The sequence below is a fragment of the Variovorax sp. Root434 genome (genome assembly GCF_001426595.1).
GTDB lineage: Bacteria > Pseudomonadota > Gammaproteobacteria > Burkholderiales > Burkholderiaceae_C > Variovorax.
Genome location: NZ_LMEK01000005.1, coordinates 8,064 through 32,384, shown reverse-complemented (window position 1 = coordinate 32,384; position 24,321 = coordinate 8,064). Strand labels below are relative to the sequence as shown.

The window sequence follows — 24,321 nt, the reverse complement described above, 5'->3', positions numbered from 1 at the left end:
GCCACGGGGGCGTGCAGCTGGTGCCCAGGAGCCCCGCCAGGGCCGGCATGACATTGCCGGCCTAGCGATCCAGGCTTTCGCCGCTGCTAACGCCTGTCGATCACCCCATTGCGTGGCTTCTGCGCCGCGGTCTTCGGGCCTTTCTTGCGCTAGATGCCGCAGCGCTCCCGGTTTCAGTATCTGCTCTTGCGCGGCACTGCAGCTGGCGCAGAGCGCTGAGTTGCCGGGCTTCTTCGGCCTTGAGCAGGCTCCGGGCGGTGCGGGCGGCCGAATACACGACGAAGAGCGTGTTGATGGCGTGGGCCCATTGTTTGGCGGCCGTGTCCGGACCCATGCCGGCTTGAGGGTTCGTCCTGCTGCCTGGTGCGGCATCGTGTTGCCATTGCTGCCGCCAGAGAGCCCCGGGAGAGGGAAAGGCTGGTGTGGCGACACCCGCCACGCGAAGGATGGCTTCTTTTTGATCGGTGGTGAGCATGTCTGTCTCCTGCGAATTCGTTACGGCCCTTGTAGTTCCGTCCGGCATTCGACACCGTCGGCGATTTTCCGATTTGCATGCCGGATGGCATTGTCCTGCGCATAGCGAAACACGCTCGGCCTCAGGCGTTCAGTTCCGAGAAGGCCAGATCCCGCGGCAACGGCCGCGCTCGGGGTGAACGAGTACGGCGTCCCTTCCAACTTTTTGCCGTTGATCATCGCGTCCGTCCTTGCGCGCGAGTAGCTTCACGTTCAGTTGATGAGCAGGGCCGCAAGCAGCAGGGGAAAATACAAAGACACCACGATCGCACTGATGACAGCGAACTCCGTGAACCCCATGCCCGCGTTTTCACGCAGCAGGTTCATGAAGAATTTTCCCAGCAGCAGGTTGCGCAGTTCCATGTGCGTTCTCCAGTGAGGTGGTCAACTGGCGCCGCTTGTTACCTTTGGGACAAGGCGTATCGCCGTGAAGTCACTGTAGAAATTGCGCCGCATGCGCACATGAGCGGTGCGCACCTTCTCGGGGGAGACAATTGCCCTGCCCCCTCCCTGCTACCGCCCATGACAAAGCGCCTCCTACGAAAGCAGTATTGCGCGCGGCGAAACCTTGAGATTCACTTGCGCATCAAAAACGCCGAGGGGAACATGGATGGGCAAAGCCACTTATCACATGGCAACGGTGACCTTGAAGCTGCCATTCGAGATCACCCACGATGCAGAACTGGCAGCTCTCCGAGCTGCCGGCATTCCGGTCGACGATAGGGGCGTTGCGGCGTCAGGTTTTCTGCACATGAGGACAACCAGCGACTACCGTTCCCACATCTTTCGATGGTTCGCCAGCAGGGGTCCGGCGGACGGCTTGGGGCGCGTCGGCGCGCCGAATACGACGAATCCCAGGCGGAGAGGTCACGCCAACGCTGAGACCATCGGCGAGCTCAAGCATATGGGCGTGCTCAGCGAGATCTTCGAAGCACGCCCGGCGTGATGGTGGCTGAAGACGTGGGGCAAGGTCGTCAAGGAGGCAGGGATCCAGCCGGAGTGAGGCCGCCGCACGATTTCAGGGCAAGCTGCCGCGAAGCGGAAGACTGATCCAGAAGGTCGTGCCCGCGCCGGTCGCACTCGCGGCCTCGATGTGCCCGCCATGGCGCCGCAGCACCGTGCGCACCACCGCAAAGCCCAGTCCCATGCCCCGGCGCCTGATGGGCGCATGGGGTTCATCGGCCGAACCATGCGTCACCTCGTCGTTGCTGCGCTGCGGCCGCGTTCCATTCAAGAGGTTGTTCAGTTGCGCATGGGACATGCCCTCGCCGTCGTCGCTGACCGCAATGAAGGCCCGCGAATCTTCCTGCGCCCCGGCGCCGGGCTCGGCCGCGAGGCAGAGCGTGATGCGCCCGCCCGCGGCGCTGTGGCGAATGGCGTTGTTCAGCAGGTTCACGATCGCGCGAGTGAGCAGCACACCGTCGGCATGCATGGCGAGTTCGTCCGCGTCGCTGATGCGGGTCTCGATCTGCACCTGGCTGGCGCGCGCATACGGCCAGACCTGGTCGCGCGCGTCGAGCAGCACGGTGCCGAGGTGGGTGTCTTCCATGCTGTAGTCGTCGGAGCCTGCTTCCACGAAGTCCATGAACCCTTCCGCCAGGCTCACGGTGCGCTCGGCTTCGCGGCGCACCGCGTGCAGCAGCACGTCGATGTTTTCCGTGGGCCTGTACATCGACAGCAGGCTGAGGATCGTCATCTGGGGGCTGCGCAGATCGTGCGACAGCAGGCGGCGCCATTCTTCCCGCTGGTTCTGCGCCTCGCGCTCGGCGGTCATTTCGGGCAGCACGACGATCCAGTTGCGATCGCCGGCTTCGGTGGTGCCGAAGGCTTCGGCTTCGAGCTGAAAGATGCGGCCGTCGGATGTCCGGTACTCGCGCCGCAGATCCTCGCTCCAGTGGGCACCGATGGCTTCGATGCCCTCGCTCGCAACGCCGCCAAGGCTGCCGAGCAAGGTCGGCAGGTGCATGCCCTGGGGCGGTCGTGCCGGGGCGTGCATGGTGGCGCGCAAGGTCTCGTCGAGCAATCGCCGCGCCGCGGCATTGCTCGACCCGATGTAGCCGGTGTCATCGCAGATCAGCACCGCCGCCGGCATGATCTGGAGCGCCTCGTCCATCAGCGTCTGCATGCGGCCGATTCGCGCGATCGCGCGGTCGAGCGCCTGCTGCGGATTTGCCGGCGGAGCCTGCATCGGGATGGCCAGGGCCGCCAGCGCCTGGAAAGCGCTCGCTGGCAGGCTGTCGAGCGTTTTCGCGCGCTGCCGGAAGTAGACGAACTGCGATTCGAGCCGGCGCCAACTCCACAGCAGGTAGAGCGCCAGCATGCCAAGGATGGGGGCCGCCGGCGGCAGCCACCAGTGCAGCAGCGGCATGGCCAGCACGCAGAGCAGCAGCCACGAGAGCGCGAGGCCGGAAATGAACACCAGCGCATGGCGCCTGGCATGCACCAGGAGAAACAGCACCAGCCAGATCGGCAAGGTGGTCCATGCGGCATATGCGAGCGGTGCCGGCATGCGCACGTTGCGGCCGTGCAGCAGTCCGTCGATCAGGTTGGCATGCACCTCGATGCCCGGCAGTGCGGCGACGCCTGCGTTCGGCGTCGGCACCTGGCCGCCCAGGCCGTGCGCCGTGGCGCCGACCAGCAGCAGCTTGCCCTGCAGCAGCGCGGCCGGCACCTCGCCACGCAGAACGCTCGCATAGGACACCGTGCGGTAGCTGCCCCGTGCCCCGGCGAAGAACATGCGCACGGGTTGCTCGTGCCTCCAGTCGCCAGGCGCGATCGCTGCAGGCTCGGCCTCGGGCTCGGCCGCCGACCCGTACCCGGCCATCAGCGCGCCCACGTAATACTGACCCCGGCCAGCCGGACCTTCGCGCAGATACAGCGTGCGCGACACGCCGTCCCCATCGAGCGCCAGCTCCGCATGGCCGACACCGCGCGCATGGGCAGCGAACACCGGCAAGGGCGGCAGGAAGCCCGGCGCAGTGCCGCTGTCGCGCAGCATCGGCAGGTAGACGGGCAAGCGATCCATGGCCCGGGCCAATTGCTCGTCGTCGCCGGCATCGGGGCTGGGTTCTGTCAGGAACAGGTTGAGCAGCACTGCTCGAGGTGCTGCCGGTGCGAGTTGTTCCAGAAGCCGTGCATAGATTTCGCGCCGCCAGGGCCAGCGTCCCAACTCGCGCAAGCTTTGCTCGTCGATCGCAACGATCAGGATGTCCGGCGACGCCGGGGGCGCGGCGAGCGGCAGCACGGAGTCGTAGACCATCGTGTCGAGCATCTGCAGCCAGCCGGGCCGATCGACGAGCCACAGCATGGCGGCGGGCAGCAGCAGCGCAATCAGCAGCCGCGCGACCATTGCACGTGCGCGCGTGCGGGTGGGGAGGCGCTCGCGATCACTCGATCGCTGCATCGAGTTTCGCGGGTCCACGGTTCAGGCGGCCGCTTCCTGCGTGGCGTCGAGGCAATAGCCTCGCCCGTAGACCGTGCGCAGGGTGAGCCCCTGTGCGGCTTCGAGCTCGAGCTTGTTGCGCAGCCGGTAGATGTGCATGTCCAGCGTGCGCGAGGGCAGGTCTCCGTCGTAGCCTGCGCTTTCGAGCAGGTGCGCGCGCGAAACCACGTGGCCGATGTTCTGGAACAGCATCAGCGCGAGCTTGAACTCGCGGCTCGAAAGTTCCTGGCGCCGCGGCGGTGCGCCGTCGTCGTGCTCCGGATGGATCAGAACGCTGTGCGAAACCTGGTCGAACTCCCAGCGCCCGAAATGTCTACGGTCGGACGGCTCGAGCGAGTGGCTTCTCTTCAGCAGGCGCTGCAGGCGCGCCCGCAGTTCCAGCAGGCGCACAGGCTTGACCATGTAATCGTCGGCGCCGAGGCCCAGGGCTTTTGCCACATCGCGCTCCGAAGACCGTGAGCTCAGCATCAGGACGGGCACTGGGCTCTTCTGCCAGGTGCGCAGCCACTGCAGCAGCTCGGCGCCGTCGAGCCCCGGCACGTTCCAGTCCAGCACGATCAGGTCGAAGGTTTCGCGGCGCAGCGTTCTCTGCAGCGAAAGCCCGTCGGCGAACGCAATGCAGGTGCTGGTGACGTCTCCCTGCGTGAACTGTTCCTGCAGCACGCGGACCAACTGAGCCAACTGGTCGGGCTCGTCTTCGAGTACGGCGATACGCATGGGTTCGGTTGTCGGTGTCCGGTACCGAATGCGGAGCCTCGACTGCGAGCGGCCGCAGCCTTGGCGCCCACGAAGACTGGCGGTGACCAGGCAAAAGAAGTGAGTGGTAACAACTGTTAATAGTTTATCACCAAATCTCACATTTGTAAGACGAACCAAATCGCTCTTGAGACCATCCAGGCATGGGAAGCCATTGGATCACTGAGAGATGATGAAGATGTCTTTAAATGATGTTGACGTTCGAGCCGAAAATCCTAATTCGAAGTCGAGCGCGCAGGATTTGATATTGCCGGATGTCCGCCTTTTCGTGAAAGCGGTTGAGGCCGGAGGCTTGACGCACGCGGCCGCGGCGCTGGGAATTCCCAAAGCCACCGCATCCAGACAGCTCAAAAGACTTGAATCGACGCTCGGGCATTTATTGATGCACCGCAGTGCGCATCGATTTGGATTGACCGACGAAGGGCGCTCTTTTTTATCGGCTGCGCGCGACATTCTTATCGCGGTCGACGATGCAATGGCGCAGCGCGCGAGCACGAGCGACGACCTGAGGGGGCGGCTTCGCGTCTCGGCCTCCAGCTATTTCGGCCGGGCTCTGCTGGCGCCGCATCTTCCCGCTTTCATGGCCGCGCATCCCCGGCTCGAAATCACGGTGCGCCTGGGGTCTCACAAGGTGGATCTTTCCCGCGAGGAAGCCGACGTGCTCATCCGGGCGAGCCGCGAAGGGTGCGAAGACCTCGTGGCGCGCCGCGTCGCGAGCGAGCCGCTCGTGCTGTGCGCAGCGCCGTCCTACCTCGAGCGGCGTCCCGAAATCAAGAATTTGGAAGACCTCGCGCGGCACACTTTCCTGACTTGCGACGCCGAGCGCGCCGGCCAGGAAATGATCATTCCGACTGTTTCCGGGGAGCACGGCGTGCAGCCCAAGGGCCTGTTTCGCTCCAACGATTCGGAATTGCTTTTGAGGCTAGCCTGCGCGGGCCAGGGCATCGCCTTGATTCCCCTGATGCTGGCAAAACCAAAAATAGAAGACGGATCGCTTCAGGTTGCATTTCCGGCGCTCGAATTGAAGCCGATGGAATTCGATCTCATGTATCTCCCGGGCAAGCGCAATTCGCGGAAGGTCAGGGCCTTTGCCGATCACCTGCTTGGCGCCCTGAAGCAACCGGCCGGTCGCCAGTCGTTGGCCGCCTGAAATAAATGCGCTTTTTTCACATTTTCCGTTGACTGCTATTCCGTACGCGTTGTTGTGCGTTTGCGTCAGCCTGCGATGCTGTGACCGACGTCGCCCAATGATGAGTTTTGGGTGGAAAAGCGAGGAAATCAGTGGAATTTAGCCCGATTTTCTGAAGATCTGTCCTTGGTTGTTCCGTCTGGAACCATGAGTCTCGATCCAAAAGTGGAACTTTTCTAGTAGAAAAATGGTAGACCACTTACATAATTAACAGTTGGAAATAAATGTATCAACTGGGGCGAAAGCGAGCCCCTCCTGCCCCCTGAATCGCAAAGAAATTCCCGTCCCCTGCAGCCCGAGCTGCTGATTCCCTCGCCGGCGATGGACCGGCATGCCTGTGACTTTCGAACCCGGAGCAAGCATTCGTGCCAACTGAAAAATCTACTCAATCCTTTTCCCGCCCCCGCATGGGCGGTTTCCCGGGGCTCGCGGCCCGCATGGCGGCCGGCGTGCTCATGGCGGCCTGCCTGATGGCGCCTGCGGCGGCGCAGCGCGTCGCCTCGCCGGAGGCTGGTGCCGGCAGCAAGACGGTTACCGTGGCGCTCACGCAGCACAAGGTCGTGAAGGCCGCCGACGGCAAGGAGCAACTGCTGGAAGCCTCCTCGGTGAAGCCGGGCGACATCCTCGAATACCGCGCCACGTACACCAACAACACCGGCAAGGCGGTTTCCGGCCTGGTCGCCGACCTGCCGATTCCCGAGGGGCTCGAGTACCTGCCCCGCAGTGCCAAGCCCGGCGCGGCGCTGGTCAAGGCGGCCGCCAAGGACGGCGTCTACGGGGCCGAGCCGTTGATGCGCAAGGCTGACGGCAACAAGACCGAACCGGTGCCCTACAGCGACTACCGCGCTCTGCGCTGGACGCTCGGCCAGTTGCCCGCCAATGGCGTGACTGCCGTGAGCGCACGCGCCAAGGTCGAGGTCGTCGTGCCGCCTGCTCCCAAGGCCGCCGCCGCGGCAGTGCAGGCACCCGCCGTCACGGTGCAGCCCGCTCCCGCGCGCTGATCACCAGGACAGCGGTCTCTTTCTTGGGTTCATTCCGCTGATCGCACGCAACCCGGCTGATGTTCCGTTCGCGGACGGGGCCGGGATTTTTTTGTCCCTTTTTTTGACAACAACCGAGGAGAAACCACGTGAGTCCCATCTCGCCAGCCAAGGGCGTCGGCTTCAGGCCGAACGCCACCTGGGCGGGCGCCGCAGTTTTGTCGCTGGGCTTCCTGTTTGGAAGCTCGAGCGTCTTTGCCGCGCCGCCGCCCGCCAACACCGTCATCGGTAACCAGGCTTCGGCCACCTATTCGGATTCCGCCGGGACAACGCAACTGGCAACCTCCAACCTGGTGCAGACCACGGTGCAGCAGGTGGGCTCCTTCACGCTGGACACGGTCAACCAGGTCACGACCACGGTCGTCAACACCAAGCTGGGTGCCGCGGGCTCGGTGGTCTACGCGCCACACACCCTGACCAACACCGGCAACGGCACGGACAGCTTCACCATCACGGTGGACGCCGATACCAACGCTTTCTCGAAGGTCGAGGTCTACCCCGACACCAACGGCGACGGCGTACCCGACGGCACCACGCCGCTGTGTACCGCCACCTCCGCCGCGGTCTGCAACGTGCCCGCGCAGAACGTGCCGGGCAACAACGGCACCTTCCAGTTCGTGGTGGCGTACACCATTCCTGGCACGGCCACCACGCCGACGACGCCTTTCGACACGGCCACCATCACTGCCGTTCCCGGCACGCCGGCCTTGTACACGGCGCCGAACACCTCGGCGGCGGACAAGGACCAGGTGAACCTGACCACCGTGGCTGCGTTCAATGCCACCAAGTCGATCGGTGCTCCGGCTGTCGCCGGTCCCGGCGGCGCGGCCTGGCCGCTCGCGAGCACCGGCGGTCCGCGTTCCTCGTCGGCTACCTGCTCGACGACGTGGGCGGCCGGCCTGGCTTCGAGCGCCACCTGCAAGTACACGGTCTACACGCTCAGCTTCAACAACACCGGCGGAGCGCCCGGCAAGTTCGCCCTGTCGGACACGCTGCCATCGGGCCTCACGTATGTTGCGGGCTCCGCTGTCTGGAGCAGTGCACCAGGCGTCGCGCTGGGTGACGGTGCCGCCGGCGATCCGGCCGGCATCGACTTCCAGGTGACCGGCAATACGCTGAACGCCGTGGTCGCTTCGCTGGGCCAGAACGTCACGCAGACGATCAGCTTCGTGGTGCTGGTGAACAACACGGCAGTGGTGGGCACCTCGACCACCACCAACGTGGGCCAGTACAACCCGACCGATTCCCCGGCCGCCACGGCCGCGGCCATCGGCACCCTGGGCTCGAGCACCAATCCGGCGGCCTACACGGTCACGGCCAGCTACGGCATCGTGCTGGGTACCAACCCCTCGACGGCCGCGACGGCAGTCGACACGGTGGCTGGCACGCCCAACGGCACCGCGGCGGACACCACCACGCGGCCTTCGGTCGTTGCCGGCGGCAGCGTCAAGTTCGCGCAGACCGTGTTCAACGCCGGCAGCGGCGTGGACAGCGTCAACCTGAGCATTGCGAACGGGACTTTCCCGGCAGGCACGACCTTCCTGCTGTTCGCGGCCGACGGCGTGACGCCGCTGCTCGATACCACGGGCGACGGCGTTCCCGACACCGGCCCGATTCCGGTCGGCGGCAGCGTCAACATCGTCGTGCAGGCCAATGTGCCGGCCAGCGCCACGGTAGGTTCCGGTCCGTTCGACGCGGTCGTCACCGGCCGCTCCGCGGGCGATGCGACCAAGCTCGATGCGACGCTCGACCGCGTCACGGTGGTTGTCGGTTCGCTCGTCGACCTGACCAACAGCGCAGCGGGTACCGGTTCCGGTTCGGTCGGTGGCGGTGACCTTGGCCCGGGCCCCAGCCCGCAGCCGACCACGACCAACACCACGCCAGCGGGCACCGGCACGATCTTCACGCTGTTCGTCAAGAACAACGATGGAACCGGCCCTGCAACGCAGACCTACAGCCTGGCAGCCAGCCAGTCGACCAGCTTCCCGGGCACCCTGCCGGCGGGCTGGAGCGTGAAGTTCGTGGCCGCGGGCGGTACCTGTACCGCTGCTGCGATCACCAGTGTGTCCGTGGCTGCCGGCGCGCAGCAGCAGGTCGACGCCTGCGTGACGCCGCCTGCAACGCAGACGCCGGTGACCGCCCAGGCGATCTACTTCCGCGTGCAATCCACTGCCGTGGCATCGACCGGCGTGCTCGTGTCCGACGTCAAGCTCGACGCCGTGACCGTGACCACCGCACAGACGCTGGGCGCAACGCTCACGCCTAACAACGTCGGCCAGGTCGCTCCCGGCGGCACGGTCGTCTATGCGCACACGCTGACCAACACCGGCAACCAGAGCTGCGGCGCGTACCAGCTCACGGCCACCGTGCCGGCGGGCGATGCCACGCTGGGCTGGACCACCGCGATCTACCTCGACGTCAATGGCGACGGCCAGATCAATGCGGGCGACACCCTGGTCACCGGCCCGATCGCAGGGCCGCTCGCGGCCGGTGCAACGCAGAAGCTGCTGGTGCGCGTGTTCGCTCCGGGCGGTGCCAGCGCGGGTGCGACCGACACGGCGACCGTGACGGCGACGTTCACGGACCCGGCCCCGAACTGCGGCGCGCCGTCGGCCACCGACGTCAGCACCGTGATCACGGGCCAGCTGCGCGTCGTCAAGACGCAGGCCCCCGACGTCGCCTGCGACGGCACGGCGGACGCCGCCTTCGCCGCGACGCCCCTGTCGCTGAAGCCCGGCCAGTGCATCGTCTACCAGATCGTTGCCACCAACGAAGGCAGCGCGCCGGTCACCAACATCGCGATCAACGATGCGGCGCCCGCCTACACCACGATGAGCCCCACGCAGCCCCCGGTGGCTACGCGGTGCGTCTCCACGGGTGTGAGCGGAACGGCCCTGGCCTACGCGCAGACCGCCACCGCGGTGAGCTGCGGCAGCGCGGCCAACACCGTGGCCCCGAGCGGCACGGCCACCCTGACCTTCGCCGTACGGATCAACCAGTGATGCGCGATTGAGTCGCCGGCGGGCCTCGGGGTCCGCCGGCTTTGAGCGAGGCGCCGCCCTGTCGGCCGCGCTTCGCCTTTTTCCCCTGCCGCTTTCGTGCGCCGTGCATGCGCATCGGCGCGGAAGCGGCAGCGGAAAAAGATCCAGTCATTCACGGCCCGGAGGGGCCGACGGAAGGTTTCACGGAGTGCAATTCTTGTCTGATTCAATGAGCGTGAGCGGCAGCTCGCATCGATGGCGCCGCGCCCGCGCCACGCTCGCGATCGGGCTGGCATTCCTCCTTGCTCCGGCTGCGGTGCTGGCAGCCCCCGCCCCTGGCGGCACCGTGATCCGCAACGTGGCAACGGCCACCTACGTGCCGGCCGGATTTGCCCAGACCGAAACCTCCAGCTCCAACAGCGTGGTGGCAAACGTGCTGCCGGTCGAGGCGCTGGTGCTGACGCAGGACCAGACCGTCACGCGTCCGCCCGCTACCGTCGTCACGCTGAGCCACCTGCTCACCAACACCGGCAACGTGCCGTCGAGCTACATGCTGGGCTTTGCCAACAACGCCGGCGGCTGCGCGGCCGACACGCTGGACCTTTCGGCCCTGCGGGTGGTGCGCGACACCAACAACAACGGCGTGGCGGACCCCGCCGACCCAGTGCTTCCGCTCGGCGCCGGCGGTGCACTGGCGCTGCAGCCCGGCGAGACGGCCGCGCTGCTGGTGCAGGGAACGATCCCGGCGAGCGCGAACGGCGTCGCCTGCGCCGCATTGACGGCCACCACCGCGCTGCAGAACCTGAGCGCCACCAACCGCGACGTCGTGACCGTCGGCGACGTCGCGGTGATCTCCATCACCAAGGCCGCGAGCTATCCCGGCATCGTCGTGCCGGGGCAGACGCGCATCGACTTCACCGTTTCCGGCACCAACATCGGCGCCCGCGATGCGCAGCCCGCCAACAGCGCCGCGCCGGCCGGCACGCCGGTGCTGGTGAACGGCGCGCCGGCCAGCCTCGTGCTGGTGCGCGACCTGGTGCCGGCCGGCACGCAGTACATCGCCGGCACGCTGCAGAGCACCGCCGCGGGCGCGGTGCGCCTGTTCCGCCTGCCGGGCGACCCGGCCTTCAGCTATCGCACCGCGGACGATGCCGCCGCGATCGAGGTGGCGATCGGCGTACCCACTCCCGTGTCGCGCAATGCATCGATCGCCATGCAGTTCGCCGTGCGGGTCAGGCCGGACCAGACCGGCGACATCCGCAACACCGCGCAGAGCTACTACAACGACGGCGTCGCGCTGGCGGTGTCGCCGTCCAACACGGTGCTCATCACCACGAGCCAGAGCCGCATCGGCGTTGCCAAGGCTGCGTCGGTGCCGCGACCGAACCGCGGCGCCGACGGCCTGCTCGACGGAACCGCCACGGTGCGCTTCAGCGTGGACATCCGCAACTACGGCGCCGTGTGGCTCTACGGCGTGCAGGCGGCCGACCTGCTCGAAGGCAGCGGTGCCACTCAGTTCGGCAGCTACACGACCGCGGCGGTACCGGGGCCGAACCAGTACACGGTGGTGGCCGGCTCGATGGGCATCGCGGGCAACCAGGGCAATGGCGTGAGCGGCACCGTGGCTGCGGCCAACGCTGCCTTCACCGGCACGCCGGCCGCGCAGAACCTGCTGGCACCCGGGGCCGTGCTGCCGGTCGGGGCGCGGTTCACCGTGCAGTTCGACCTGCGCATCAACCTCAGCGGCCGCACCGGCACGCTGCTGAACAGCGTGCGCGCACAGGGCGCGCTCACGCCCGGCGGCGCGCCCGTGGCCTTCGACGATTCGGTCGATGGCGCCGACCCGGACCCGGACGGCGACGGCAACCCGAACAACAACAGCTCGCCGACGCCGGTGTCCATGGAGCTTCCCTCGCTCACGCTCGTGAAGAGCGTCTCGCTGCCGCGGCGCATCGGGCAGGGCGTGTACGAGCTCGACTACCGGCTGCTGGTCACCAACACCGGGGTCGCCCCGGCGCCGCACGTGCGCGTGATCGACAACCTGAACTGCACCTTCGACATGGACAAGCCGGACGGCTCGGTCGCGTCCTGGGAGCTGGTCGGTGCGCCCAAGGCGCGCAGCGGACTGCTCGACGTCGCGGGAAGCTTCACCGGCCGCGCTACCTGCAACCGCGGCGCGCTCGCCAGCAGCGATCCCTTCCAGCTGCCGACCGAGGCGGTGCTCAGCCTGAGCGACGGCAACCGCGGCCTGGCGCCCGGCCAGAGCGAAGAGATCGGCTTCACGGTGCGCATCACCGAGAAGGCCGGCGCGGTGGGCAGCCGCGTGGCGGTCACCAACAAGGCCTGGGCCGCGGCCTTCGACCAGAACACCATCAACGTCACGCCCGCCATGCTGGTGGCGGCCAGCGCGAGCTCGGTGCAGTCGCTGCTGGCCGATCCGGCGGGCACGGTCTACAACGCCGTGACGCGCGAGCCCGTTGCCGGCGCGGTCGTCACCTTCACGCGGCAGTCCTGCAGCAGCGGGGCCGCGACGCCGATCACGGCGGGGGAGATCTTTGGCGGCTCGTCGGGCGCCTATACATTCAATACGAACGGCAGCGTCTCGATGACCACGGGCGCCGACGGCAGCTACCAGTTCTTCCTGCAGTCGCCGCCGGTCACCGGCATGTGCACCTACTCGCTCGGCGTGGTGCCGCCGGCGGGCACCGGCTATGTCTACCCGTCGCAGCTGATCCCGGTCACGGCCGGCACTTTCTCGAGCTGCGGCCAGATCGCGCCCAACGCCACGCCGCCCAAGGGTGCCGATCCGACGACCCACTACTTCTCCGTCAACGCCGGCTTCAATGCCTCGGGCGCGGCCTGCGACATCGTGCACAACCACATCCCGCTCGACCCGGGCAACGTGCTCGGGCTGGTGCTGCGCAAGGACGGCAGCAAGCGCCAGGTGGAGTTCGGCGACTTCATCGACTACGCCCTGACCGTGACCAACAAGACCGGATTCCCGGTCACCGGCGTGCGCTTCAGCGACAGCCTGCCGCCGGGCTTCGCCTATGTGGCCAACAGTGCGCGCCTCAACACCGCCGCGGCCGGCAACCCGGCGGGCGGCGCGGGCCCGCAACTGGTCTTCGACTACCCGACGCTCACCCTCGGTATCGACCAGGCGGCCGTGGTGCGCTACCGCGTGCGCATCGGCGTGGGCGCGCCCACCAACGGAGACGCCATCAACCGTGCGCGCGCCTATTCGGGGCCGCTGCAGTCCAACCTCGCGAACTGGACGGTACGCGTCACGGGCGGCGTGTTTTCCGACGACGCCTTCCTGTTCGGCAAGGTCTACATGGACTGCAAGGCGGACGGCAGGCAGGAAGGCGCCGACGAGATCGGCGTGCCCGGCGTGCGCCTGTTCATGGAGGACGGCACCAACGTCGTCACCGACGTGGAAGGCAAGTGGAGCCTCTACGGCCTCAAGCCGCTCACCCACGTGCTGCGCCTGGACCAGACCACGCTGCCGCCCGGCGCCCGCCTGGAGCTGCTGGACAATCGCAACGCCGGCCGCCCCGAGAGCCGATTCGTCGACCTGAAGAAGGGCGAGTTCCACAAGGCCAACTTCATCATCGGCAATTGCGGCGACCAGGCTGTGGTGGCCGACGTGGTGGCGCGCCGCGCCGCCATTGCCGCGATCCCGGACACCGAGGCCGAGGCCCAGGTGCGGCTGCGCCTGAACCCGGAAGGACAGATCGTTGCAGTGGGCGATCTCCGCTCGCTGCCGGCCAGCGGCCAGGCGCTTGCGAGCGGCAGCAGCGGCTCGACCATGGCGTCGTCGGCGCCGCTGATCGCGATGCCCGATGCGCCGGCCAACGCCAGCAGCTTCGTCGGTGCCGCTTCGGGCAGCATGAGCGGCACGCTGGGCGCCACCGCGCCGGCGGCCGCGACCCCGGCCGGAAGCCTGTTCGCCGCGCTCAATGGCCTGCCGGCCGCTGCGCAAGGCGCGTCGGCCGCGGGTGGCACGGCGGCCGGCATCGGCGCCTTCGCCAGCCGGCCCGTCAACACTTCCGCCGCCATGCTGGCGCCGCGCAGCGCGCCGCTGCTGCCGCAGGCCGCGCCCAGCCCGATCGAGTTGGAAGTGCTGCTGCCCGAGCTCGACGGCAACGCCCTCGGCTTCCTTGACCTGAAGGAAGGCGACACCGTTCCCGGCCAGTCGATCAACGTGCGCGTCAAGGGCGAGTCCGGCGTGGCGCTGCGCCTCTCGGTCAACGGCCAGGCCATCGACGAGCGGCGCGTCGGCAAGAAGACGCAGCTGCCGTCGAAGAACCTCGGCGCCTGGGAATACATCGGCGTGGTTCTGCAGCCCGGGGCCAACCGCCTGCAGCTCGACGCGGTGGACGATTTCGGCAACGTGCGCGCCACGCAGCGGATCGGCATCGTCGCGCCGGACAAGCTCGGCGCCATCCAGGTCGACTTGCCCGAGCTTGCATATGCCGACCTGCGCACCCCCGTGGCTGTCAAGGTACGGCTGGTCGACGCGGCCGGCGTGCCGGTGACCGCGCGCACCCAACTCACCCTGGAGACGGACCGCGGCCGCTGGCTCGACGAGGACCTGAACCCCGCCGAACCCGGCACGCAGGTCTTCATGGACGGCGGCGCGGCGGAGTTCCGCCTGCTGCCGCCCAGCGAGCCGGGTGATGTGCGCCTGCGCGTGAGCGCCGGCAGCTTCGTGAAGGAAGTGCGGTTGGCGTTGCTGCCCGAGATGCGGCCGATGCTCGGCGTGGGCATTGTCGAGGGCGTATTGGACTTCACCAGGCGCGGCAGCGTGCCGCTCGGCGCCATGCCCGCCGGCGCCGCGTTCGAGGCAGAGTTGACGGGCCTTTCCGACGAGCGCAACAACCGCCGCGCCGGCGCCCGCGCCGCCTTCTTCTTCAAGGGTGCCGTCAAGGGCGACTACCTGCTCACCGCCGCCTTCGATTCCGACAAGACGCGCAACGACCGGCTGTTCCGCGACATCCGGCCCGACGAGTTCTACCCGGTGTACGGCGACTCGTCGGTCAAGGGCTTCGACGCGCAGAGCACGCAAAAGCTCTACGTGCGCATCGACAAGAACCGCTCCTTCCTGCTGTACGGCGACTTCACCACCGCGAGCAGCACCGAGGTGCGCAACCTGAGCCAGAACAACCGCTCGCTGACCGGCCTCAAGCACGTGTACGAAGACCGCAACGTGCGTGCGACCAGCTATGTCTCGCGCACCGCGCAGACCCAGCAGGTGGAGGAATTCCGCGCCGTCGGCACTTCCGGCCCCTACTACCTGAGCGCCACCGGCGGCGAGTTCGTCGACAACAGCGAGCAGGTCGAGGTCGTGGTGCGCGACCGCAACCAGCCCGACGTCGTGCTGCAGCGCACGCCGGTCACGCGCTTCGTCGACTACACGGTCGAGCCGCTCACGCGCCGCATCCTGTTCACCCATGCGATCGCGTCGGTCGATGCCAACCTGAACCCGCAGTCGATCCGCGTCACGTACGAAGTCGACAGCGGAGGCCCCAAGTTCACGGTGGCCGGCACCGACGTGCAGGTCAAGGTGGCGGAGCGCCTGCAGCTGGGCGTGGTCGCCAGCACCGACCAGAACCCCGAGAACCACCGCAAGCTGCGCGCCCTGACGGCGGTGGCCCGCATCGGCGACAACACCACGGCCGCGGCCGAGCTGGTTCGCACCGATTCCGATGAGAAGGGCAAGGGCGAGGGCACCCGCCTCGAAGTGCGTCACCAGGACGAGAAGCTCGCGGTCGTGGCGCTGGCCGGCAAGACCAGCGCGGGCTTCGACAACCCCGGCGCCAGCTTTTCCGCAGGCCGCACCGAAGCCTCCGTACGCGCCGAATACAAGGTCGACGCAAGCACTGCGGTGCGCGCCGAAATGATCTACAGCAAGGACGCCCTGCTCGAAGGCGACCGCAAGGGCGCCACCGCGAGCGTGCAGAAGAAGTTCGGCGACACCCTGGTCGCCGAAGTGGGCCTGCGCCAAGGCCAGCGCAGCAGCGGCCTCGCCTCCGGCTCCGGATTCGACTACGGCGAGGTCTCCACCTCCAACGGAAGCCTCGGCAGCCGCGTGGGTGCCAACAACGTGACCGCACTCGGTGCGGCGGCCACCGCCAATACGGACAGCGAGAGCCTGACCACCGTGCGCGCACGCCTGTCGGCGCAGGTGCCCGGCGTGCCGCTGGCCCAGGTCTTCGTCGAAGGCGAGCAGGACCTGCACGATTCCGGTCGCCGCACGCTGGCCGTTGGCGGCAACTACGCCATCACCGACAAGACCCGCGTCTACGGCCGCTACGAACTCGTCTCCAGCCTCTACGGCACCGACGGGCTGAGCGCGACGCAATCCAACAACGTCGGCATCCTGGGCATCGAGAGCAACTACATGGAGGGCGGCCGCGTCTACAACGAGTTCCGGCTCGCCGACAGCATCGACGGCCGGGCCGCGCAGGCGGCGACCGGCGTGCGCAACACCGTGAAGCTCACCGACCGCTTCAGCGTGACCGGCGGGCTCGAACACACCCGCCAGCTGGGCGGCTACGCCAACAGCGCGAACAGCGGCACCGGCTATGCGGGCGGTCTAGGCCAGTCCACCGCCATCACCGCCGGGGTCGAGTACCTCACCGACACCTACAAGCTCAGCGGCATCCTCGAAGGACGCAAGGGCGACGACGCCGACACCCGGCTCTTCAGCGCCGGCTTCGGCTACAAGATCAGCCCCGCCTGGAGCCTGCTGGCGCGCAGCGTGGTGAGCGACAGCGAAGGGCAGGGCACCAACGCAGGCAACGAGCGCCACCTGCAGCGCCACCAGATCGGCCTCGCCTACCGCCCGGTGGACACCGACAGCTGGAACGCGCTGCTGCGCTACGAGCGCCGTTCCGAGCGCATCGTGGGGGGCGGCAATGCGGCTGGCGCGTTGAACGGCGGCAGCGCCTTCGGCAGCGACTCCGGCCACAGCAGCCTGCCGGGCAGCACCAGCGCCGACATCGTCTCGGCCCACCTGAACTACAACCCGCAGCGCGGCAGCGTTCTCAGTGCGCGCTACGCGGGCAAGATTTCGCGCGCCGACGACGGCTTCCTGGCGAGCAGCTACTGGGCCCATCTGCTGCATGCGCGCTACACGCGCGACATCAACAAGGACTGGGACTTCGGCGTGCAGGCCGGCGTGCTCTACGGCAAGGGCGGCGCTCTGCAGAAGACCGCGGGCGTCGAGCTCGGCTACCAGGTGGCCAAGGACCTGTGGGTCTCGGCCGGCTACAACTTCGTCGGCCTGCGCGACCGCGAGCTGACGGCCAACGAATACACCAGCAAGGGTGCCTACATCCGGCTGCGCTTCAAGTTCGACGAGACGGGGCTGGGCTTCGCGTCGGCCAGCGCCCCCGCCGCATCGGCCTCTCGGAAAAACACGGATCAGGCAAGCGAACATGCAAAGACTCAAGATTAGGCTGCGCTCGCATGTGGCCAGCGCGCGGCGATGGCTCCTGCTCGCGGCCTGGCTGCTGGCCTTTCCGCTTCTCGGGCATGCGCAGCAGGTGCTCGTGCCGCAGGGCGCGGTAAGGCTCAACGGCACAGTGGTGGGCACCAACGCCGGCCAGGTCGTGCAGACGGTTTGCGCCAACGGCTTTCCCACAGGACTGACCATGTGGGAGCGCATCAACGGCCCCGAGGTCAGCGGCACCTTCGCCAACCTGACCGGCGGGTTGCGCGCGGTCGAATTCGGCTGCACGCCATTCACCGTGAGCGAAGGCGCTGGGGCGGCGACCATCGCGTTCGGCTCGTCGGCCTCGGCAGGATGGTGGGGCCGCCCGATCAACGGCATGACGCAGCGTGGTCCCCAGGTCTGTCCGGCCGGCACCGTGATCGCCGTGCTCGGCGGCTTCGACCGCATGTTCAACGGCGCCTCGGGCAACATCTATCCGACGCAGATCACCTTCGTCTGCCGCCCGGTCATGGTCACCGCGGGCGACTGGTTCCAGGTGGCGTCCAGTGGGGGCGCGAACTTTACGCTGGGCCTTACCGCGGACGACGGCGGCACGGGGCCAGGCTCCGCGGTGCCCGGGCCCGTGAACGCCGAAAAAACGGTCTGCCCGTTTTCCGCGACGGGCACCTGCAGCGGCCTGGTCGATACCGGGGGCGGTGAACTGATCGACGGCTTCTCCGGCGTGAGCGGCAAGTTTCCCGATGCACGCGTTTCGCAGCGCATCAGTTTCGTCAACTACGCGTGGGACCAGACGCTCGGCAGCAGCACGAACACGGCCGCCTGGCGCCCGAGCGTTGCCGGCGTGGTCTTCTATCCGCCGGGCGTTTCCAACAACACGGCGCGCTACCAGCAGACCTACGAGACCTACACCTCCGCGGGCACCAACTACAGCGGCAACGCCCTGCCGCCGACCGGGACCAACAGCAACAGCTACTCGAAGTCCGGCACCTGCGCGACCGCGCACGCGCTCGGCACCAACGAGGACTACACCTGCTCGAACATCATCACCGGCCGTCCGGACCTGCAGGTGCAGGTGGTCGTGCCGAGCGATGGCTGGACCAGCTACGGCCAGCAGCGCAACGTCAGGCTCATCGCCAAGAACTTCGGCCCTGCGCCGACCACGGGCTCGGACAATTCGACCGCGGTGCTGACCCTTCCGACCGGATGGGACACGGGCACCTTGCCCGCCAACTGCGCGAAGGCCGGTTCGCCCGTGGTGGTGACCTGCCAGGTCAACCCCACGCCGCTGGCTGCTTCCAGCGGCCCGAACCTGACGGACGGCGGCGAGGTCGGCTTCGACATTCCCGTGTTCCCGCAGCCCAGCGTGGCGACCGGCAGCTACTCGGTTCCCAACGGCGCCAAGGTGTGCGTGCAGGCCGCGACGCCTGGCGCCACGCACTTCTGCACGGTGCCCAACGACGCGAATCCGAACAACGACGACGGCGTGAACGTCAATGAGACGGCGACCCTCGTGCTCGCCTACAACACGCCGCCCAAGATGGCGCCCAGCATCACGACCACCGTGGTCTCGAACGGCGGCGTGGGGTCGTTCAGCTACCTCGGCAACAACGGCGCGGCCGCCAGCCCCATCGTCACGACTTCGCCAGGGGTCGGGGCCTCCGGACCCGCCAAGTTTCTGAACACGCCCGCAACCTCGACGTTCATCCTGCAGAGCTCCGCGCCAGCCGGCTTCGTGCTGACCGGCATCAGCTGTACCGGCATGGCGCCGGGCGGCACTGCGACCTACGATCTCTCGACCCGAAGAGTGACCTTCGATGCGGCCGCCACCGACTACGGCGCCACCATCCTCTGCACCTTCACCTACACCCGCGTGGCCGTGACCGTGAGCAAGGTCACCCAAGGCGGCACGGGCAGCTTCGGCTTCAGCGGCACCAATGGCTTCACCGCGCAGAGCATCGCGACCACCGCGGCCGGCACGCCCGCGGCCGGTGAGCAATCGGGCCTCACCACCGTGGGGGCAGCCACCACCATCACGGAAGACGCGCCGCCCGCCGGCTGGAAGCTCAAGAGCATCGTCTGTACCGGCATGGGCGCCGGCGGCACGGCCACGCCGGACCTCGCAACGAGGTCCGTCGCGCTGAATGCCGCTGCCACTGCGGCGGGCAGCAACATTGCCTGTACCTTCACCAACTCGATCGAGCCGCAGCTCAATCTGACCAAGACCGCCAGCGCGCCGAGCTTCGCGGTCGGCACGCCGGCCAGCTACACGCTGACGCTCGCCAATACCGGCCCGGTCGCCACGACGGCCGTGACCACCATCAGCGATACGGTGCCTGCGACGCTGACGCTCGGCACCATGCCCGCCGGCTGCACCGCCACCGGACAGGCCGTGAGCTGCACGGTGCCCGCGGGGCTCGCGGCCACCACTGGCAGCGTCTCCTTCGTCATTCCGGTCACGCCGCTGGCCGGCGCGGTGCCGAGCGTGGACAACACCGCGACCGCCAGCGGCGGCGGCGATACGGCCTGCAACGCCGCGGGCAACTGCACGAGCAGTGTGACGACCCCGGTGCTCGCGCAGCCCCGCATCACGGTGCGCAAGACCAAGACCAACGTGACGGGCACCCATACCTTCGGCTACACGCTCACGGGTGTCACCAACTCGGCGGACAGCATCGACGTGACGGCGCTGTTCACGCCGCAGGCCTCGGCCACGGTCCATCTGGGCACGGCCGGCATCGCGGCGACGGTGCAGGAGTCGAGCGTGCCTGCGGGCTGGCCAGCCAATCCGGTCTCGGCGTCCTGCCTGGACTCGGCGGCCGCGACCAGCGGCAATCCCGCGACCGAGCTGGCGACGTTCGCCGGCAACACCGCGACCCTGCCCGCGAGCGCGATGCGGTCCGGTGCGGTCATCACCTGTACCTTCACCAACACCGCGGCCCCGGTGATTGCCGTGGACAAGACCGCGCCCGCGACCGTGGCAGCCGGCGGCAACATCGCCTACGGCCTGAACCTGGCCAACACGGGCGCGGTGGACTCGGGCACCTCGCTCGTCGTGAGCGAGCAATTGCCGCCGGGCGTGGTGGCCACGTCGGCCGTGGCCGGCGCCGGCGTCACCTCGGTGAACTGCGGCACGCTGCCCAGCGCCGCCGGTGCACTGCTCAGCTGCACGATGACGCTGCCTGCCGGCGGCATTCCGGCCTCCACCGGTGTGCGCGGCTTCACGCTGAACGCGACCGCACCGATCGCGGCAACCGGCACGGTGCTCACCAACTACGCCAGCACCAGCACGAGCGGCGTGGGTGCGCCAGCCACGGCAGCGGGCGCGGGCTGCGTGTCCGGCAACGGCGTGAGCTGTGACAGCGCCCAGACGAGCATCGTCGTCGGCTCCGGCACCGCCAGCCAATCGGGCCTGCGCATCGTCACCGACAACCAGCTCGCCAACGGCGCGGCGCAGGACGTGCTCGAGGTCTTCATCCGCGACGCGGCCGGCAACCCGGTCCAGGCCGGCACGGTGGTGAGCTTCGGCGCGACGCCGAACGTCGCCTTCAACGGCGGCGCGGTGGGCGCCGCCGGCAGCTGCACGACCACGGCGGCCGCGACCTGTCAGGTGACAGCCACCTCCACCGTGGCCGCCGTCTACAGCGCGACACAGGTGACGGTGGGCGGCGCGGTCCTGAGCGGCAGCTTCAGCGTCGGCGCCAACAGCTACCTGCCGAGCCCGCAGCCCTACAGGTTCGGAACCATGCCGACGGTGACCATCCGCAAGACCTCGCTCGGCGGCACCGGCACCTTCAGCTTCACGGGCACCAACGGCCTGGCGGCGACCCAGAACATCACGACCACGGTGGACGGTACGCCGGCCAGCGCGGCGACGCGTCCGCTCGCGGCAGCCAACACCGCAACGACCATCACCGAGGGCGTGCCGCCGGGGACCTATGCACTGGTCGATGCCTCCTGCACCGGCATGGGCGCCGGTGGAACGGCCTCGCGCAACGGACGCGTGCTCACGCTGGACGCAGCTGCGACCGCGCCCGGCAGCAACATCGTCTGTACCTTCACCAACACCGCCGACACCAATCCGCCTTCGCCGCCCATCGCGCCGACGGTGATGTGCTCGACCAATGCGGCGATCTTCAACACGGGCTTCGACGGCCCGGTCGGACCGCCGCTGACTACCGGTCGCGATCCGGTGTGGGAGTCGGGTATCGGCGCGGCGACGGGCGGACCCGGCACCGTCGCCACCTGGGCGCGCTCCTACGTCGGCAACAAGGCGCCGACGGCCTGGATTGCCTCGCCCTTCGGCAATGCCAACTGGATCTCGCAATACCAGACCACGCACGCCGGCAATGTCGACATCTACCACCGCTTCACCTTCAACATGGCGGCGTCGGTCAACCCGGCGAGCTTTTCCCTGAAGCTGGACTTCTATTCCGACAACTCGGTCGCGGAGATCTACGTCAACGGCGTGCTGCAGAGCGTTGGAGGCGTGCCGCAGGGCGGGGCCAGCCCCTACGCATTCCGGGGCTTCGACCCGGGTACCGCGGCCAGCGCCACGCTGGCGAGCAACTGGCAGGCCGGCTCGAACACGGTGGTCGTCCACATCAAGAGCGGCGCCCCCTACCAGGGCTTTCTCGCCCAGGCGACCACCAGCGCACTCTGTTCGCCGGCCACGGTCACCTTGCAGAAGACCACTACCGGCGGCACCGGCGGCCCCTTCAATTTCACGTTGACCAACACCACCCAGGCAGCCGGCAGCGTCAGCACCGTGGCCGCCGGCACGCCGGCACAGGTGGACGGCAACACGGCAGCTGCGGGCACGCAGGCCTTCACTGCCAGCGCGAACGGCGCGGTCATCAGCATCACCGAAGCCGCAGTGCCCGGCTGGAACCTGGCCGGTGCGACCTGTACCGACGCGGGCACGCCGGTGGGCAGCCTCGGCACCGGGGCGAGCGGCCGGACCTACACGATCCCAGCGGCCAGCGTGCAGCTGGGCAAGTCGCTGCAATGCGTGTTCACGAATGCCGCATCGGCGAGCGTGACCATCCGCAAGGTTTCCGTAGGCACCACCGGCACCTTCGGCTTCACCGGCGACAACGGCCTGGCGGCGCAGAGCATCACCACCACGGCCGCCGGCACGCCCGCCGCGGGCGCGGCCCAGACCCTGACCACGCCCGGCGTGGCGACGACCATCACGGAAGATCCGCTGCCGGCCGACTACCTGCTGACGGGCATCAGCTGTACCGGCCTGGGCGCCGGCGGAGCCGCCACGCCCGATCTGCCGAATCGCAAGGTGACGCTGAACGCCGCCGCCACGGCACCGGGCAGCAACATCGCGTGTACCTTCACCAACACCTATTCGCCGCCGTTTCCCCGGGTCCAGCTCGTCAAGACCACCGTCGGCGGTGTCGGCGCCAATCTCTTCGGTTTTGCGCTCAGCGGCCTTTCAACGGCGACCGACAGCATCACCGTGACGGGCGAAGGCAGCGCGAACGGCGCCGCCAACATCACGGGCACGGCGGGAACCGGCGTCACCATCCGGGAAAGCTCGCCGGACGGCTGGCCCGCCAATCCGATGAGCGCCAGCTGCGTGGATGCGAACAGCGCCACGCCGACCACCGCGTTCGGCACGCTCACGGGCAACCAGCTGACCATTCCTGCCGCCAACATGGTGGCCGGGGCGGCCATCACCTGCACCTTCGTCAACGGCTATCCCAGGAGCGTGACCGGCCGGGTGTTCCTGGACAACGGCGTGGGCGCCGGAATCGCCAACGACGGCCTGATCAACGGCGGCGAGGCCGGCATCCCCGGCATCACCGTGCGCTTGACCGATTGCGGCACCACCACGCTCGCAACGACGACCACGAACGGCAGCGGGCAGTACGCGCTGGGAGCGCCCCTCGGCCTCGGCTTGAACGATCCGGTGTGCGTGGAAGAGACCAACGCCGCTTCGCGCATCTCCACGGGCGCCTCGCTGGGCAGCGTCTCGCTGCGCTCCGGCCAGGCCGTCGCCATCGCCGGCATCAGCTACACCTACACCCGCAGCGGCACGCCGGATCGCATCGCCTTCACCTGGAACGGCACCGGCCACGCGGGGCTCAACTTCGGCGACGTGGACCGCAACACGCTCGCGGCCGACGGCGCGAAGACCGGCCAGCCCGGCAGCACGGTGAGCTATCCGCACACCTTCATGGCCCGGACCGCGGGCGCCGTGAGTTTCGACATCCCGAGCTCGGTCGACACGCCTGCCGTCAGCGGCTGGAGCGGGAAGATCTTTGCCGACGCGGGCTGCACCGGTTCGCTGCAGGCGGGCGCCGCGCTGCTGTACCCGCCGGCCGCGCCGGTGAACGTCGTGGCCGGGCAGAGCGTCTGCATCCTGATGCAGGAGTTCATTCCCGCCAACGCGGCGACCGGCAACGGCAACGCCAGCGTCGTGCAGGCCAGCTTCGTGTTCACCAATGCCGGCCCGGCCCTGAGCGCCACCTACACGGTGACCGACACCACAACCGTCTCGACCAGCGCGCTGGAGCTCAAGAAGGAAGTGCGCAACGTGACGCAGGGCGGCAGCTTCGGCATCAACAACCAGGCGAAGCCTGGAGAGGTGCTGGAGTACCGCATCACCTACACCAACAACGGCTCCAGCCCGATCAGCGGCATGACGGTCAACGACACGACGCCGCAGTTCACCGCCTTCGTCGCGGCGCAGGCGGGCACGACGCCGGCGACGCTCGCGAACTGCCAGAAGCGCACGCCCGCCAATCCGATTCCGGCGGCCACGGAGGCCTGCGCAACGGCGCAGACCGCGGGAGGCACGGGGGCGCTGAGCTGGCAATTCACGGGACCGCTGGACCCGGGTGCTTCGGGGGCTGTTCTTTTCACGGTCAAGGTGAACTGAGGCCGAAGAGATGCGGGCCGAATAATCCGACGCCGCCGGCGGGCGCAAG

Annotated in this window: 11 protein-coding genes; 6 read left to right on the top strand and 5 right to left on the bottom strand. The window is 68.2% G+C overall.

Annotation, left to right across the window (positions count from 1 at the left end; translation table 11 throughout):
• Positions 1-100: 100 nt before the first annotated feature.
• The 3 genes from ASD05_RS29980 to ASD05_RS30410 are packed head-to-tail and all read right to left on the bottom strand — an operon-like array spanning position 101 to position 876.
• Positions 101-475 (bottom strand): hypothetical protein, encoded by a 375-nt coding sequence (locus ASD05_RS29980; RefSeq protein ID WP_200955400.1) that lies wholly within the window; start codon positions 473-475, stop codon positions 101-103.
• A gap of 20 nt (positions 476-495) precedes the next feature.
• Positions 496-693 (bottom strand): hypothetical protein, encoded by a 198-nt coding sequence (locus ASD05_RS29975; RefSeq protein WP_157609989.1) that lies wholly within the window; start codon positions 691-693, stop codon positions 496-498.
• A gap of 33 nt (positions 694-726) precedes the next feature.
• Complete coding sequence (locus ASD05_RS30410; RefSeq protein ID WP_200955399.1) at positions 727-876, bottom strand: hypothetical protein; 150 nt, start codon at positions 874-876, stop codon at positions 727-729.
• 268 nt (positions 877-1,144) lie between these two features.
• Here ASD05_RS30410 and ASD05_RS30405 point away from each other — a divergent pair, with 268 nt between their 5' ends.
• Positions 1,145-1,459, top strand: coding sequence for a hypothetical protein (locus ASD05_RS30405; protein WP_200955397.1), 315 nt, complete (start codon positions 1,145-1,147; stop codon positions 1,457-1,459).
• A 72-nt stretch (positions 1,460-1,531) separates the two neighbouring features.
• Here ASD05_RS30405 and ASD05_RS06280 read toward each other — a convergent pair whose 3' ends face one another.
• Positions 1,532-3,916: a CHASE2 domain-containing protein gene (locus tag ASD05_RS06280; RefSeq protein ID WP_235507877.1), complete on the bottom strand. Its 2,385-nt coding sequence runs from the start codon at positions 3,914-3,916 to the stop codon at positions 1,532-1,534.
• Positions 3,917-3,937: 21 nt separating this feature from the next.
• Positions 3,938-4,672, bottom strand: coding sequence for a response regulator transcription factor (locus ASD05_RS06275; protein WP_056589244.1), 735 nt, complete (start codon positions 4,670-4,672; stop codon positions 3,938-3,940).
• A 208-nt stretch (positions 4,673-4,880) separates the two neighbouring features.
• Between ASD05_RS06275 and ASD05_RS06270 the strand changes: the two genes are divergently transcribed.
• From ASD05_RS06270 to ASD05_RS06250, 5 genes are all read left to right on the top strand, one after another.
• Complete coding sequence (locus tag ASD05_RS06270; RefSeq protein ID WP_235507875.1) at positions 4,881-5,861, top strand: LysR family transcriptional regulator; 981 nt, start codon at positions 4,881-4,883, stop codon at positions 5,859-5,861.
• Positions 5,862-6,307: 446 nt separating this feature from the next.
• The gene (locus ASD05_RS06265) at positions 6,308-6,901 is read left to right on the top strand and encodes a hypothetical protein (protein ID WP_056589241.1); all 594 of its coding nucleotides are present in this window, start codon (positions 6,308-6,310) and stop codon (positions 6,899-6,901) included.
• A 128-nt stretch (positions 6,902-7,029) separates the two neighbouring features.
• Positions 7,030-9,942, top strand: coding sequence for a beta strand repeat-containing protein (locus ASD05_RS06260; RefSeq protein WP_056589238.1), 2,913 nt, complete (start codon positions 7,030-7,032; stop codon positions 9,940-9,942).
• 208 nt (positions 9,943-10,150) lie between these two features.
• Positions 10,151-17,383 carry a DUF11 domain-containing protein gene (locus tag ASD05_RS06255; RefSeq protein ID WP_056589235.1) on the top strand — a complete coding sequence of 2,411 codons (7,233 nt, stop codon included), beginning with the start codon at positions 10,151-10,153 and terminating at the stop codon, positions 17,381-17,383.
• Entirely contained in the window at positions 17,364-24,272 is a 6,909-nt protein-coding gene (locus tag ASD05_RS06250) for a DUF11 domain-containing protein (RefSeq protein ID WP_056589232.1), read from the top strand. The genes ASD05_RS06255 and ASD05_RS06250 overlap by 20 nt, the downstream gene beginning before the upstream one ends.
• Positions 24,273-24,321: the final 49 nt, after the last annotated feature.

What these genes read in the sequence shown, in the direction of transcription:
- ASD05_RS30405 (WP_200955397.1), top strand. Translation starts at nt 1,145, where the DNA reads ATGGCAACGGTGACCTTGAAGCTGCCATTCGAGATCACCCACGATGCA.
- ASD05_RS06265 (WP_056589241.1), top strand. Translation starts at nt 6,308, where the DNA reads ATGGGCGGTTTCCCGGGGCTCGCGGCCCGCATGGCGGCCGGCGTGCTC.
- ASD05_RS06270 (WP_235507875.1), top strand. Translation starts at nt 4,881, where the DNA reads ATGATGAAGATGTCTTTAAATGATGTTGACGTTCGAGCCGAAAATCCT.
- ASD05_RS06255 (WP_056589235.1), top strand. Translation starts at nt 10,151, where the DNA reads ATGAGCGTGAGCGGCAGCTCGCATCGATGGCGCCGCGCCCGCGCCACG.
- ASD05_RS30410 (WP_200955399.1), bottom strand. Translation starts at nt 876, where the DNA reads ATGGAACTGCGCAACCTGCTGCTGGGAAAATTCTTCATGAACCTGCTG.
- ASD05_RS06250 (WP_056589232.1), top strand. Translation starts at nt 17,364, where the DNA reads ATGCAAAGACTCAAGATTAGGCTGCGCTCGCATGTGGCCAGCGCGCGG.
- ASD05_RS29980 (WP_200955400.1), bottom strand. Translation starts at nt 475, where the DNA reads ATGCTCACCACCGATCAAAAAGAAGCCATCCTTCGCGTGGCGGGTGTC.
- ASD05_RS06280 (WP_235507877.1), bottom strand. Translation starts at nt 3,916, where the DNA reads ATGCAGCGATCGAGTGATCGCGAGCGCCTCCCCACCCGCACGCGCGCA.
- ASD05_RS29975 (WP_157609989.1), bottom strand. Translation starts at nt 693, where the DNA reads ATGATCAACGGCAAAAAGTTGGAAGGGACGCCGTACTCGTTCACCCCG.
- ASD05_RS06275 (WP_056589244.1), bottom strand. Translation starts at nt 4,672, where the DNA reads ATGCGTATCGCCGTACTCGAAGACGAGCCCGACCAGTTGGCTCAGTTG.